Annotated in this window: 15 protein-coding genes; 11 read left to right on the top strand and 4 right to left on the bottom strand. The window is 67.0% G+C overall.

Annotated elements, in window-relative coordinates; all coding sequences use genetic code 11:
* Nucleotides 1-47 precede the first annotated feature (47 nt).
* From nbrcactino_RS10300 to nbrcactino_RS10340, 9 genes are all read left to right on the top strand, one after another.
* Complete coding sequence (locus nbrcactino_RS10300; RefSeq protein WP_161927267.1) at nucleotides 48-392, top strand: hypothetical protein; 345 nt, start codon at nucleotides 48-50, stop codon at nucleotides 390-392.
* On the top strand, nucleotides 389-619 hold the full coding sequence (locus nbrcactino_RS10305; protein ID WP_161927268.1) for a DUF2997 domain-containing protein: 231 nt from the start codon (nucleotides 389-391) through the stop codon (nucleotides 617-619). The genes nbrcactino_RS10300 and nbrcactino_RS10305 overlap by 4 nt, the downstream gene beginning before the upstream one ends.
* The gene (locus nbrcactino_RS10310) at nucleotides 594-1,478 is read left to right on the top strand and encodes a helix-hairpin-helix domain-containing protein (protein ID WP_503826575.1); all 885 of its coding nucleotides are present in this window, start codon (nucleotides 594-596) and stop codon (nucleotides 1,476-1,478) included. The genes nbrcactino_RS10305 and nbrcactino_RS10310 overlap by 26 nt, the downstream gene beginning before the upstream one ends.
* Before the next feature lie 37 nt (nucleotides 1,479-1,515).
* Nucleotides 1,516-2,121: a 4Fe-4S single cluster domain-containing protein gene (locus nbrcactino_RS10315; RefSeq protein ID WP_228460770.1), complete on the top strand. Its 606-nt coding sequence runs from the start codon at nucleotides 1,516-1,518 to the stop codon at nucleotides 2,119-2,121.
* 301 nt (nucleotides 2,122-2,422) lie between these two features.
* Nucleotides 2,423-2,974 (top strand): DUF3558 family protein, encoded by a 552-nt coding sequence (locus nbrcactino_RS10320; RefSeq protein ID WP_161927271.1) that lies wholly within the window; start codon nucleotides 2,423-2,425, stop codon nucleotides 2,972-2,974.
* Nucleotides 2,975-3,082: 108 nt separating this feature from the next.
* On the top strand, nucleotides 3,083-3,841 hold the full coding sequence (locus tag nbrcactino_RS18510) for a DUF3558 family protein (RefSeq protein ID WP_371864568.1): 759 nt from the start codon (nucleotides 3,083-3,085) through the stop codon (nucleotides 3,839-3,841).
* 15 nt (nucleotides 3,842-3,856) lie between these two features.
* On the top strand, nucleotides 3,857-4,234 hold the full coding sequence (locus nbrcactino_RS10330; protein WP_161927273.1) for a hypothetical protein: 378 nt from the start codon (nucleotides 3,857-3,859) through the stop codon (nucleotides 4,232-4,234).
* Nucleotides 4,235-4,352: 118 nt separating this feature from the next.
* Nucleotides 4,353-5,531 (top strand): hypothetical protein, encoded by a 1,179-nt coding sequence (locus nbrcactino_RS10335; RefSeq protein ID WP_161927274.1) that lies wholly within the window; start codon nucleotides 4,353-4,355, stop codon nucleotides 5,529-5,531.
* Entirely contained in the window at nucleotides 5,528-6,310 is a 783-nt protein-coding gene (locus nbrcactino_RS10340) for an ESX secretion-associated protein EspG (RefSeq protein WP_161927275.1), read from the top strand. Before nbrcactino_RS10335 ends, nbrcactino_RS10340 begins: the two co-directional genes overlap by 4 nt.
* Before the next feature lie 12 nt (nucleotides 6,311-6,322).
* Here the strand turns inward: nbrcactino_RS10340 and nbrcactino_RS18015 are convergent, their stop codons facing one another.
* Complete coding sequence (locus tag nbrcactino_RS18015; protein ID WP_186343337.1) at nucleotides 6,323-6,754, bottom strand: YbaB/EbfC family nucleoid-associated protein; 432 nt, start codon at nucleotides 6,752-6,754, stop codon at nucleotides 6,323-6,325.
* A complete protein-coding gene (locus nbrcactino_RS10345; protein WP_228460771.1) occupies nucleotides 6,736-7,125 on the bottom strand; it encodes a DUF2694 domain-containing protein in 390 nt (129 codons plus the stop codon). The genes nbrcactino_RS18015 and nbrcactino_RS10345 overlap by 19 nt, the downstream gene beginning before the upstream one ends.
* Nucleotides 7,126-7,274: 149 nt before the next feature.
* Between nbrcactino_RS10345 and nbrcactino_RS10350 the strand changes: the two genes are divergently transcribed.
* Entirely contained in the window at nucleotides 7,275-7,754 is a 480-nt protein-coding gene (locus nbrcactino_RS10350) for an LppU/SCO3897 family protein (protein WP_161927276.1), read from the top strand.
* A gap of 10 nt (nucleotides 7,755-7,764) precedes the next feature.
* Here the strand turns inward: nbrcactino_RS10350 and nbrcactino_RS10355 are convergent, their stop codons facing one another.
* Nucleotides 7,765-9,516 (bottom strand): MinD/ParA family ATP-binding protein, encoded by a 1,752-nt coding sequence (locus nbrcactino_RS10355; protein WP_161927277.1) that lies wholly within the window; start codon nucleotides 9,514-9,516, stop codon nucleotides 7,765-7,767.
* Between the two features lie 143 nt (nucleotides 9,517-9,659).
* Between nbrcactino_RS10355 and nbrcactino_RS18515 the strand changes: the two genes are divergently transcribed.
* A complete protein-coding gene (locus nbrcactino_RS18515; protein ID WP_186343338.1) occupies nucleotides 9,660-10,877 on the top strand; it encodes a MinD/ParA family ATP-binding protein in 1,218 nt (405 codons plus the stop codon).
* Nucleotides 10,878-10,971: 94 nt separating this feature from the next.
* Here the strand turns inward: nbrcactino_RS18515 and recD are convergent, their stop codons facing one another.
* Nucleotides 10,972-12,795, bottom strand: a complete 1,824-nt coding sequence (gene recD / locus nbrcactino_RS10365; protein ID WP_161927279.1) for an exodeoxyribonuclease V subunit alpha — start codon at nucleotides 12,793-12,795, stop codon at nucleotides 10,972-10,974.
* Nucleotides 12,796-12,829: the final 34 nt, after the last annotated feature.

Raw genomic sequence — 12,829 nt, forward strand, 5'->3', positions numbered from 1 at the left:
CCCGTCGGGGGCCGAACAACGCGACGGTCTGCGAGGTCCAAACCCGGATGCGCGACGAGAATCTGCTGGTCGCCGCATTACAAGACACCGGTGCCATCGTCGAGCACCGCGAGGCCAACGCCATCCAGGTGCGCTGGCGCGGCGTCGGCGGAGCCTTGCACCGCGACGCCCAGGGCATCTGGCAGGCGGTGTTCACAGGGGACGTCGACCAGCAGAAGGCCGTCGGGATCGTCCAGGCCCTCGACCAGGCCTACGGACGGCGCGTCCAGCAGACCGTCGTCGAACGTCTCAAGGCGCGTGCACCACAAGCCGGGATGAGTGTGATGTCGGAGAAGTTGGAGGATGACAGCACCGTGACCCTGATCCTCGACGTCGACGAGGTGACCGCGTGAAACGCCGCCTCCGAATCCAGATCGCACCCGACGGCACGGTGACCGCCAAGACCCTCGGCTTCTTCGGCGCCGACTGCCTCGACGCCATCCCGGTGTTGGAGCAGATCTTGGAGGCCACCGCGGTCAGCAGTGAGTTCACCGACGAATACCATGCCGCGACGACGACGGCGACGACCGAGACCGAGATTCACACCGAGAACGATGACGAACTCCCCACTCAGTCCTAGGGCGGCGGCACTCCTCGCCGACAGTCGCTGGCGATTGCGGCACAGTTGGTGGCTGGTCTTGCCAATCCTCGGGTGCTTTCTCCTGCCCTGGGCAGGGTTCCTCTACGTCGCTATCCGGATGCGCACCAACCGGTTTGCATGGGGCTGCACGCTAGGCCTCGCCCTCGGCCAGATCTTGGCATTCGCACTGCTGGCGTTTGCGCCCGCAAGAGACGACCCCAGGTACAACGCTGACTCGGTCGCCCAGCAATTGTCGGGAATGACAGCCGTGCTGTTGACGTTCTTCCTCTGGTTTGTCGCGATCACGCTCGGCTTCGTCCTCAACCAGACCTATCTGCGTTGGCGCGCATCGACCATCCCCTGGTACGAGGATGCCGTCCTCGAGGCGAATGCCGCGCCCCCGCCGACACCGGCCCCCGCGAACGCGAATGCGAATGCGAATGCGTACCCGCCCGCGCCGGCGAATGGCTACCCTCCGAATCTGCCAGCCAGCGCGCACCTTCCCCGCCCCTTGCTGGGCCCGGCGGATGCATCACAATATTGGGCCGGGCCACCCGTCACCCAGGCTCCGGTCGACATCAACACCTGCACCGGCCCCCATCTCGCGGCCTCAGCCCGGATCGCCGCGTCCACGGCCGACGTCGTCGTCGCCGAGCGGGAGGCGTCGGGCCGGTACCGGTCCTTCGACGATCTCGTCGCGCGTACGCGGCTGATGCCGCACCTCATTGCGAACCTGCGGTGGATGTCCTACGACGATCCTCCGCCGACAAACACACCGCCAATCCAGCCGGCACCGCCAGCTCCCCCCGCGACTCCCCCGCCGCCGACAACAGGACGCGGACGGCGCATTGACTACTGAGTCGTCTGCGGATTTCACCGTCCGTGTTGGTGCGACCGTGTCGTCGACGGTCGCCGAAGGCCCGGGCACCCGTTTCGCCCTGTGGGTCCAGGGTTGCAGCCTCCAATGCCCCGGGTGTTTCAACCCGCACCTGTGGGGAACGAAAGGCGGAACGGATAGGCGCGTCGCGGATCTCGTCGACGACGTGTCCGCCGCCGACGTCGACGGCATTACCCTCCTCGGCGGGGAACCCTTCGAACAGGCCGTTGCCTTGGCCGCCCTCGCCGACGCGGTGCGTGCACGCGGCCTGTCCGTCATGACCTTCACCGGGTACGACCTGCCCGAGCTGACCGGCGCGGGCGCGCCAACCGGATCCGCCGAGCTTCTCGCCGCCACTGACCTGCTGGTCACCGGCCGCTATGAGCGCGAGAGACCCGATCATCGTCGTCCGTGGGTCGGATCGACGAACCAGCGATTCGAGTTCCTCACCGACCGCTACCGTCACCTCGAGCAAAAACTCCGCGCCATCGGGGACCGGCTCGAAATCCGCGTCGACGCCACCGGCGCAGTGATGGTCAACGGATGGTCGAGTATGGAATCCCTGGAAATGCTTCTCGACGATCCGGCACTGATCCTCCGCCGTCCGGGGAGGAATTCACGATGAGCGGTCCGGCAGCGAGTGACCGGAGAGATCGGGCGGACCCATCACTTAGACCGTTGACGAGGGAGACGATCCGACCGTGAGCATGCCACCACCGGGCTACCCACCACCTAACGGCCCCCTGTCCCCAACCGGCCCACCACCATATGGATACCCCGCTGGACCAGCACAAACACCGCCCCCACCGCTTCCGTCGCGGCCACGCAAAAAGCGCACCGGACTCGCCATCGGCCTCACCCTCGCCGCCCTGATCCTAGTCGCCATCCTCATCGCCGCCGTCGCCCTCATCAGCGGAAGAGTGTCGATGACCAAGGCCGACCCCACGCCCACCCTCGTGCTACCGCCCGGTGCAAACAGTGAGAAGACGGGCTGGATGGGCCACCTCCCCGACCCGTGTGTCGGCGTCCCCGACAGTGTCGTCCGCCAAGCCGGACTCGACCCCACCACCCGACGCACCGGCTACGACCGCCACCGACCCGACGCCGTCATGACCACCTGCTTCTACCGCTCCCCCCAACCGCCCGGCCCCATTTCCACCGCATCCGATACCGTGACATTCGTGGTGAGCTTTTTCGTGTACACGTATCAAGAACACCTCGACAATCGGGACCGAGTCGACAAGCGACACATCGACCTTAACGGCCAACCCGCCAGCTTCTACCGCGTCGAAGGCTGGGAGCCGACCTCTGGATTACACCGCTGCTCCATCGCCGTCGGCACGGTCTTCGGCACCGCCAGCTACTCCGTCAACGACAACACCAGGTATCGCCTCACTCAAGAGCAGACCTGTGAGACCACCTTGCGCAATGCCCGATTATTCCAACCCTTCATCCCGACCGCTGCGCTCGCAAAGTAGGAGCTGGCGGATGGGCATGGTCGTGGTGAACCCGGCCGGGGCGTGCGGTAGCGTTGAGGCGTTCGCCGCGCGACGGCGTTGACGAGGGGAAACGATCCGACCGTGAGCATGCCACCACCGGGCTACCAACCACCCAACGGCCCCCTGCCACCAACCGGCCCACCACCATATGGCTACCCCGCTGGACCAGCCCAAACACCGCCACCTTTTCCGCCCCGACCGCGCAAGAAACGCACCGGACTGGCCATCGGCCTCACCCTCGCCACCCTCGCGTTAGTCGCCGTCCTCATTGCCGCCGTCGCCCTCATCAGCGGAAAAGTGTCGACCACCAAGGCCGACCCCACCCCCACCCTGTCCGGGATTCGCGGCTCCCAATCAGGCTGGACAGGCCACCTCCCCGACCCGTGTGTCGGCGTCCCCGACAGTGTTGTCCGCCAAGCCGGCCTCGACCCCACCACCCGACGCACCGGCGGCGACCGCCACCGACCCTACGCCGTCATGGCCAGCTGCTTCTACCGTTCACCCCAACCACCAGGTGTTAGATACAATGCGACTAATACGTGGAAGTTCTCCGTGAGTTTCCTTGTCCACACATACCAAGAACACCTCGACAACCCCGACCGAGTCGACAAGCGACACATCGACCTCAATGGCCAACCCGCCAGCTACTTCCGAGTTCAGGGCTGGGGTCCAGGCCGTGGCCTCCACGAGTGCATGATTTCCGTCGGCACAGTGTTCGGTACTGCCAACTACACCGCACGCGACGACCTTGGCTATCACTTGACTCAGGAACAGGCCTGCAACAACGCAACACGAGGCGCGCGCCTATTCCAGCCGTTCATTCCTACGGCACCACTAACGAAATAGTAGATCGGAGTACCGATGTCAAATACCGTGACACTGGGACAACTGAATAACGACTGGCTGAAACTCAAGGCACGCGCAGCTCGCGGAGATATCACCTTCGAAAAATACGCCGCGAAAGCTGCTTCGGATGCGTGCCAGACATACATCGACGATATCACCCTCATATCAACGAACGCCAATGAAATCAAGTCAATCAAGGGTTTCGGGAGCTTCGGATCTGCAATATCGGCCCGAGGATTCTATTCTGAACAAGCGGAAAAATGGGTGGACCAGCTGCAACAATGCATCTCAATAGCGAGAGACATGCAGCTAGCCTTCCAATATGCCGGAAGAATCATTACCGCGGAGGAATCCGAAATCGCCACGATGATAAAGCAAGCCGGAATTAAGTAGTTTAGCGGTAAACACTGCAGCTAACGAATAATGGAGCATTCTAGTGGGTAATCCGTTCTCGGATTTCATCGGTGCGCTCGGGAGGGCGTTCATCGGGGGAGGTCCAACACCCCAATCGGTGAAGGCAATGCTGGGTGGGACCACACCCAACACCAGCAACTCGGAGAACGAGGGTCGCGGCGGCCACGTCCCGCCCGAACCTGGCGGTCTCGACACCAAATACATCAAGGGTGGCGGGTCGTCGATGGTACCCGACGAGATCAGCCAAGGCGCCGACGACTGGTCGAACGCGGGTGCCAAGGTCGAGACAGCATCGAAGGATCTGCTGTCCTCGATCACCACTGTGATGTCCAATCAGTGGACCGGCGACCTGGCTAATCAGATGCTCACCTCGACAAACACGTTCTCCACCTCGGGCGTACCGATCCACCAGAACGCGACCAAGATGTCGAACTATCTCACCGCCACCTCCCAGAACTTCGCGACCACCCAGAGTCAGATCGCGGCCAACTCTGATCAAGGTCACAGCGCTGGCGAAATCCTCGGCGACATCCTCACCGGCAGCAGCCCCTTCGACGAACGCGAACGAGCACAAGAGGAGCAACGCCGCCTGAACGAGATCGTTCAAGGCGTCCACAACCCGTCGGCAGAAGCGATCAACAATCACAAAGTCGGGGACGTGAAGCTGCACACCCCGGTGATCGGTACCGCCAACCTCCCCGGGGCGACGTCCCCCGGGGGCACCGGCGGCACCGGTAACACCGGCGGCGGTGGCGCCCCATCCCCCGGCGGGGTCAACGTGCCCAAAACGAACCTCAAGGTCAACGCACCTGCCAAGACCAACACCCCCAACGCCGGGGCGCCGTCGACCGGAGCGGGCACGCCGAAAACCCCCGACCTGGGTGCCGGGGCCAACAAGACGGGTGCCCCTGGAGCGCTGGATCCGGGTTCGAAGAAGAACCTCAAGACCAAGCTCGCCGGCCTGGGCGGCGGCAAAGTCGGCGGCGGCAAAGGCGGGGGCGGCGGTGGCGGCGGGCTGGGTGCAGCGGCCAACGCTGCCAAGGCAGCGCGGCCCACCGGGCTGGCCGGGGCCAATCCCGCCAACGCAGCGAACGCGGCGAAACTCGCCCGCGCCGGCTCCCCCGGCGCCGGCGGCCCCATGGCCGGACGCGGCGCAGCCTCCAAGAGCGCCGACGGCAAAGAACACAAAGCCGCCGACTACCTCGTCTCCGAGAAGAACACCGAGGAAATCATCGGCGAAGCCCCCACCACCGCACCACCGGTCATCAACGAATGAGTACCTGGAGCCTGACGCCGATCGAAACAGCCGTCTTGTTCGGCGTCGCCGGACTCGACCAGCTGCCCGCACCTCTGTCGGCCCGACTCGCCGACTCCGATGACCATGCCGCTGACGTCCTCCTCGAGAACACCGCCTCGCGGCTCGCCGGGACGATCACCCCGGCGCAGGTGACAGCACTACAGGTGCTGGCGGGGCCGACACACCGCCTCGCCGTCATCGCTACCCCTCCCACGGCGCCCGACCGCGGCGTCCGGATCGCCTCAGGGTTCCGCGACGGCCATGCCGTCATCGCGTCGCAGAACACTGATCCCACAGATCCGCACGCCGCCACCGGTGGCATCATCACCATCACCGCTACCACCTTGGCCACGTGGATCACCGAAGTCGTCGCGGCACTTCCCCGCATCGGCCCCGGCCGTCTTCCGCCCGTCGCCGACCTGAAGCCGGGCGACTCCGAGGACGGCCTACCCGATTCGGTCCTGACGAGCACCGACGACGAGGACCAGGCCCGCGCCCGCCACACGCTCGTGAACGCACCCGCCGACCTACTCGGCGAATTCCGCCTCGAACAACTCGACCCACAGACGACGACGGTTCTCTCGCGAAGCAGCATCCTCGTCGCCGATATCACCGGAGACGGACGCTACGCCGTGTACGGACGCCGCAAGCGGTCTGCCAAGCCCGTCTCCCCCGGCGAGTTGGTCACGCTCCTCACCGACGAGATGAGCGACCTCAAGAACCACGTAAAGAGCGGCGCCGCGGCACCCAGCAATTGAGCGTGTCGGCCCTCAGTCTGATCCGGCGCTGTCCGCGCCGGCATTCTGGTCATTGAGTCCGGCGATGACGTCACCCACAGTGGCAAATGCCTTGGCGACCGCGGCCGACGCGGTGGCGACGATCAGCGCACCCAGTTCGCTTCCGGATTGGGTCATCGCCGCGTCGTCCAGCCACAATCCGACCAGTTCGCCCTTGCCGTTCACGTCGACGGTGACATTGCCGTCCTCGGAGGACTCACGGACGCTGATCGCACCCACACTCTCGGCGGCCGTCTGGATGCGATCCAACGCTGCGGTGGCAGTGGCCTGCAGATCGTCGAAGGTTATGGGCTGCGGCGGCGGCATCGGCGGCGAATCGGGAATCGGAGCCGGGGCCGGGAAGCCGTCGGGTTTCATCGGCCAGGGCTGCTGCCCGGTCTGTTCACTCATGCGCGTCGCATCCATGTCTCGGGCGGCGCGTCGTCGGATTCATCCTCGGCCGCCAGCACGTCGTCGGCTGTGGGAAGACCCAGATATGAGAGGGTTTGCGAGTCAACGCCCGCCGCAACCAATTGCTCACGCCGGCGCAGACCCGCCTGCAGGGCGGACTGTTGACACAGCCGAAGAATGCGCCGGGCCAACGCCGACGCCGGCTGATCCATCTCCGACGCCTCGATGGTGATCGCCCGCGGCAAACCCTGCTCAGTCGTCTCAACGACGATCGAACCCGACCGCGTCGCGGCACGCCCCACCGTCGGCAACGACCACTCCGAATTCGACGATGCCGTCTGCGCGGTCTCCTCCTGCACGGCCTCCTCCTGCGCGTCTTCCTCCACAGCCTCCCCAAACGTCGTTCCACGCCGGCTCAAACCTGACCGGGTACTCCGACCAGCATAAGTTAGGCTGACTGACCGTGTACCAACCACCCAGGCCGCCGTCAGCGCCCCCGCCGAACACTCCGGTCCCGTCGCGTAAGCGCCCCGGCTTGATCGTCGGACTCGCCGTGGGTGCGGTGCTGCTCCTCGCCGCGATCGGCATCGTCGCCCTGTTCGCTTCCAACCGAGGATCCGGCGAGCCCACCGCGGCCTTCGCCGTCGGCGACTGCGTTTCCGGGCTGCCCGACGCCCCGAGGAAGGCGCCGTGCGACTCGCCGAACGCCACCTACCAGGTCATGAGGATCGAGAAGACCGCGGCGACCTGCGGAAAAGAGGTCGGCCACTTCGAACTCTCCTCGGCACGGTCCTACTGCCTCAAAGTCAACCTGCACGTCGGGAACTGCTACGACGACGCCACCAAGTGGGTGGTCCCCTCGCCCGCCTGCGCCGGCTACGCTTTCCGCGTCATCTCGATCCTGCCCGGCGACCAAGTCGACCAGTGCGCCACCATCCCCGGTGTCAACAACTGGATCCGGCCACGGCATGAACCGGTGGTCACCTACTGCGGCTGGCGCAAGCCCCGCGACTGACCCACTCGGATCACGGGCAGCCCTGCTCGGGGCCGGCCGGGGGCGCGTCGTACCCGGCCTGCGGGACCGCATGGGCCGGCATCTGGCCCCACGTGTTGCCCGCGGGCTGGTTGAACGAGTCGGCGACCGTGGCGGCGAGCTCCAAGAACGCGACGCGCGTGCGCTGATGCAACGAGTCGAGGTCGATGTGACTCCCGACGGCGAGGTGCTCGTCGTAGGGAATGACCTGAACCGCGCGCACCTTGCCCAGGAAGTGCTGGGTCAACATGTCGACATCGATGAGCGCGCCACCCGGTTTGGATGCCGAAATGACCACGACGGCCTGGCGCACGAGGTGCTGGTAGCCGTGCAGGCTGAGCCAGTCCAACGTCGCCGTCGCGCTCTCCGCACCGTCGATCGCCGGTGAACTGATGATGACCAGGGCATCGGCCAGGTCCAAGACCCCGCCCATCGCGGAATGCATCAGTCCGGTGCCGCAGTCGGTGAGGATGATGTTGTAGTGCCGCTCGAGAACGGCAATCGCCTGACGGTACTCGTCCTCGCTGAACGACTCGGAGATCACCGGATCGCGCTCGGAGGCAAGGACTTCCAGGCGTGACACCGATTGCGAGGTGTGCATCCGCACGTCGGAGTAGGTCTCGGTGCGCTCGGCGTTCAACAGGGTGCGCACCGTCGAGTTGGTCTGCCGCGGCACCCGGCTGGCCAGCGTCCCCAAGTCAGGATTGGCGTCGACGGCGATCACGCGGTCACCGCGCAGCGACGCGAATGCCGAGCCGATGCCGACGGTGGTCGTCGTCTTGCCGACTCCCCCCTTGAGCGACAGCACCGCAAGGTTGAACTGTCCGCTGATCGGGGCCCGCACTCGTTCGACCAGGGCATTGAGCTGCTGTTGGCTCTTGCTCTCGCCAAGCTTGATCAACCCGCCCGACGCCGAGTTGACGGCCTTTCGCCAGCCCTGCTGGGCGAGCTTGCGCGGTTGGGGCTCACTCAGCCCCGGGTGGGACTGCGGGCCCTGCTGTTGCATGGCATGGGCCACCTGCGGCGGGACCGGGGCCGCCAGCGGGCCGGGCTGCTGCCCGAAGTAGCCCTGCGGCGGCATCTGGTCGTAGTAGCCCTGTAGGGGCATCGGGGGCTGGCCAGGCAGCTGACCCTGCGGCGGCATCGGGGGCTGGCCCGGCATCTGCTCGTAGTAGCCCTGGGGCGGCATCTGGCCCTGGACTGGCATCTGCTGCGGCTGAGGCATCGGCCCCTGATAGAACGGCCCCGGCGGCATCGGCTGCTGCGGAATCGGCTGCTGCGGAATCGGGCCTTGCGGAGGACCCGGCGGGATGGGCACCTGCGGGATCGGTCCGGGCCCGACGGGTGCCTGTGGAGGGATCTGCCCCCCGGCCTGCGCCACGCCCTGCGGCGGGATCGGCGCGGGCGGTGCCACCGGCGTCGGTGCCGGCTGAGCCGGAGCCGGCTGAGCCGGAGCAGGCGGTTGAATTTGAGCTGCGGGAGCAGGTTCGGTGCCCGCAGCCTGCGACGGCGCGACGGCGGGCGCCGGGGATTCCGAAACGGAGTCCTTCGGCGGCTCCGGATCGGTGTCGTCCTTGCCTTGGCCCGGCAACGGACCGAGGTGGGAGTTCTCCCCGAGGACGGCTCCGTCAAGCTCCAGCATCGGCACGGCCGGCGGTGGTGGCGGAGCACTCACCGGCGCTCCGGCACCCGACTGCAGCCACGGTGGGTCCACAAAGACGTCGTCGGAGTATTCGTCAGCCATAAAGCGGTAGCCCCCACTAGGTCGTGTACAACGCCAGCCATCGTACCTGCACTGGACCGGGCGGGGCTTATCTGACCAGTGGTAGCCTCACCCCGTTGGCGGCCCGTCCTGGACGCCGCAGGTGAACCCACCGGGGAGTATTCATGGCTGACGAAGCGCAGGCGGCATCGGAATCGCCGTCGCCCGCCCTACCCAGTTGGGTGCCGGTCGGCGACGACCAACCGAATGACGATACGGCCGCGAACCAGCCGGTCACCCGGCAGGCATCGCCGTCGGTTTCGCCGGCTCCGGCGACCCCGCCGCCTGCGATTCACCCGACGCAACCCACTGCGAACATCCAGCGACCTGCGACCACCCATCCCGCGGTACCGCCGCCTCCGGCCAACCCGATGCCCCCGCCGGTCCCGACTCGACCGGCCCAGTACGCGCCCGGTCCCCCGCCAGGATTCCCTCAGCACGCTCAGCGCCCACCGGCCATCGACAACCTCGCGTCAATGACCCGGCCGAGTCTGCGCCAGCGTTGGCGGGGCATGCCGGGGTTCGGCCGCCGCGGCCATGCCAACCAGGTCAGCATCCACGAGCAGTTGCTGGCCCGCGTGAACCAACCCATCCGCGGTGACTACCGAATCGCCGTTCTCTCCCTGAAGGGCGGGGTCGGCAAAACGACGACGACCGTTGGCCTGGGGGCGACGTTCGCCACACTGCGCGGTGACCGCGTGATCGCCGTCGACGCCAATCCCGACCTCGGCACACTTGCCCAGCGCGTTCCGCTCCAGACGAATTCGACTGTCCGCGACCTCATCGCCGACACCACGATTCAGCGATACTCCGATGTTCGCGCCCACACGTCGCAGGCGCCGAATCGCCTGGAAGTCCTCGCCTCTGAACGCGATCCGGCAGCAGCCGAATCCTTCAGCGAGGAAGAGTACCGCCAGGTGATGGCGATCCTGCGGCGCTACTACAACATCATTCTCACCGACTGCGGAACCGGTTTGAGCCACTCGGCGATGCGCGGCGTCCTCGACCTCGCGCACTCGATCATCCTGGTCACCTCGCCCGCCCTCGACGGGGCGCGCAGCGCCGACGCCACGCTCGACTGGCTGCAGGCCCACGGGTATGGCCACCTCGTGTCCAACGCGGTGTTGGTGATCAGTAGCTCGCGCGCCGGCTCGTCGCGGATCGACCCCGACCAGCTCGCACAGCACTTCCTCACCAAATGCCGTGCCGTGCACGAGCTGCCCTATGACGAACACCTCGCCGAGGGCTCCATCGTCGACCTCGACCAGGTCAGCCGCGCAGCGCGCCAAGCCCTCACCGAGCTCAGCGCCACCATCGCCGACGACATGGGCCGGGTGAGCTGACCCGTGACGACGAGCTCTCACGGGCAATAGGGGATGTCACCGACGTACGGCCAATCGTCGACGGATCGAATGCCGCCATTGAGTTCGCCACTTCTCATCCCGGCGACGTCCATTCGCTCACCTCGCCGCGGAGACCGCTGGCCCGGGCGACGCGACGGTCGACGGCGGCACGCAACCAGTCGGCCGTACCCACGATCCGGACACGCTTCCGGGCGCGGGTGATGGCGGTGTACAGCAGTTCGCGGGTCAGCAACGCCGACTCCGCGGGCGGTAGGACCACGGTCACCACGTCGAACTGGCTGCCCTGGCTGCGGTGGATCGTCATCGCGGCGGCCGGGATCGCGTCGGCCAGCTGAGACGGGTGCAGCGTCACGATGTCGCCGTACTTGTCGAAGGCGACGCGCACTCCCCCATCGGCGCGGACCACGACGCCGGTGTCACCGTTGTAGATGCCGGCCCGTTTGTCGGTGGTGGTCACCAGCAGCGGCTCGCCCACCGGCCACGGACCCGTGCGACGACCGGACTCGCGCCACCTATCGATGGTGCGCGACCACCAGCCGACCCCGTACCGACCGTCGCGGTGCGCGCACAGCACCCGGTACTGCCCCAAGGCCTTCACCGCTGCCGGTGCATCGCCCGCTTCGCCGGCGGTCCGCAGGGCCGAGAGCCACGCGACGGTGTCGGTGTGGACATCGTCGAGGTCCTCGGGATCGACGAGTTCGATGTGCTCCCCACCGTCGGCGTCGATGAGCCTCATCACCTCGTCGGCATCGCCGCGGTTCACCGCCTCGGCCACGTCGCCGATCACCGTGCCGAAGCGGTAGCCCCACCGCAGGGTAATGACCCCGTCGCCGAGCTGCACGGTCTCCTCGTCGGAGAAGTCCGCCTCGGGCAACCCGGCCAACTCGGCGAAGCCCACCGGTAACGGCGATGTCGACCGCAGCGACCGATCGGTCAGGTCGGTGAGCACGGCGCCCGCCTCCACCGAGACCAGCTGGTGTGGGTCGCCGACGAGGATGAGTCGGGTGTCGTCGCGCACGGCGGCCAGCAGGAGGCTCATCGCGGTCACCGACAGCATGGACGTCTCGTCGACGACCACGACGTCGTAGGGCAACCGGTTGTTCGGCCCGTGCCGGACGGTGCCGTCGCGCCAGATCCCCAACAGTGCGTGCACGGTGTGCGCGACCGGCGTGGCCGCCAGCCCGTCGTAGTCGTTGATCGACGCCTGCAACTGTGCCGCCGCCCGCCCGGTCGGCGCGCACATCCCGATGCGGACGTCGCCGCCGAGTACCCGCTCCAGAACCCCCAGAATCCGTGCCACGGTGTGCGTCTTGCCGGTGCCCGGTCCCCCGACCAACACCGTGGTCCACGACGTCACCGCCAAGGCGGCCGCCGCCCGCTGCCGGTCATATTCGGGACCCGGATCGTCGTCGCCGGCCGCGGTGAAGACCTCGTCGATCGCCGCCTGCGCACGTGCCACGTCGACGGGCGGTCGACTCGACGCGCGTGCGTCGAGGATGCCGCGGATGACCTGCTCCTGTTCGAAGTATTTGCGCAGGTAGACCAGCGGACCGTCGTCAGAGTCGACGAGCGCCAAGGGCCGCAGCGGACCGAACCGCCCGCCGACGACCAGTGTGCTCGCCCGCAGTGCCTCGACCATCGCATCGGCGCTCGGCCACGGCAACGGGTGATCGGGGTCGGGGTCGAGCTCGGCCGCCCGCGCAAGCGCCACACAGATCGACCCGGTTCGCACCGCCCGCACCGCCAGCGCCGCTGCCAGCAGCACCTCGTCGGCAGCAGTCTCGTCGGACAACGCCGAGAGCCGCTGCGCCACCTGGATGTCGGCGGAGCCGATGACGCCCGCCTCGTTGAATGCGCGCAGGATGCCCGTGGCGCCGACCGCGATATCGGCCGACATCGAATCACCCTCGGACGCCCGGGTCCCCGGACTC

Source organism: Gordonia crocea, from assembly GCF_009932435.1.
GTDB lineage: Bacteria > Actinomycetota > Actinomycetes > Mycobacteriales > Mycobacteriaceae > Gordonia > Gordonia crocea.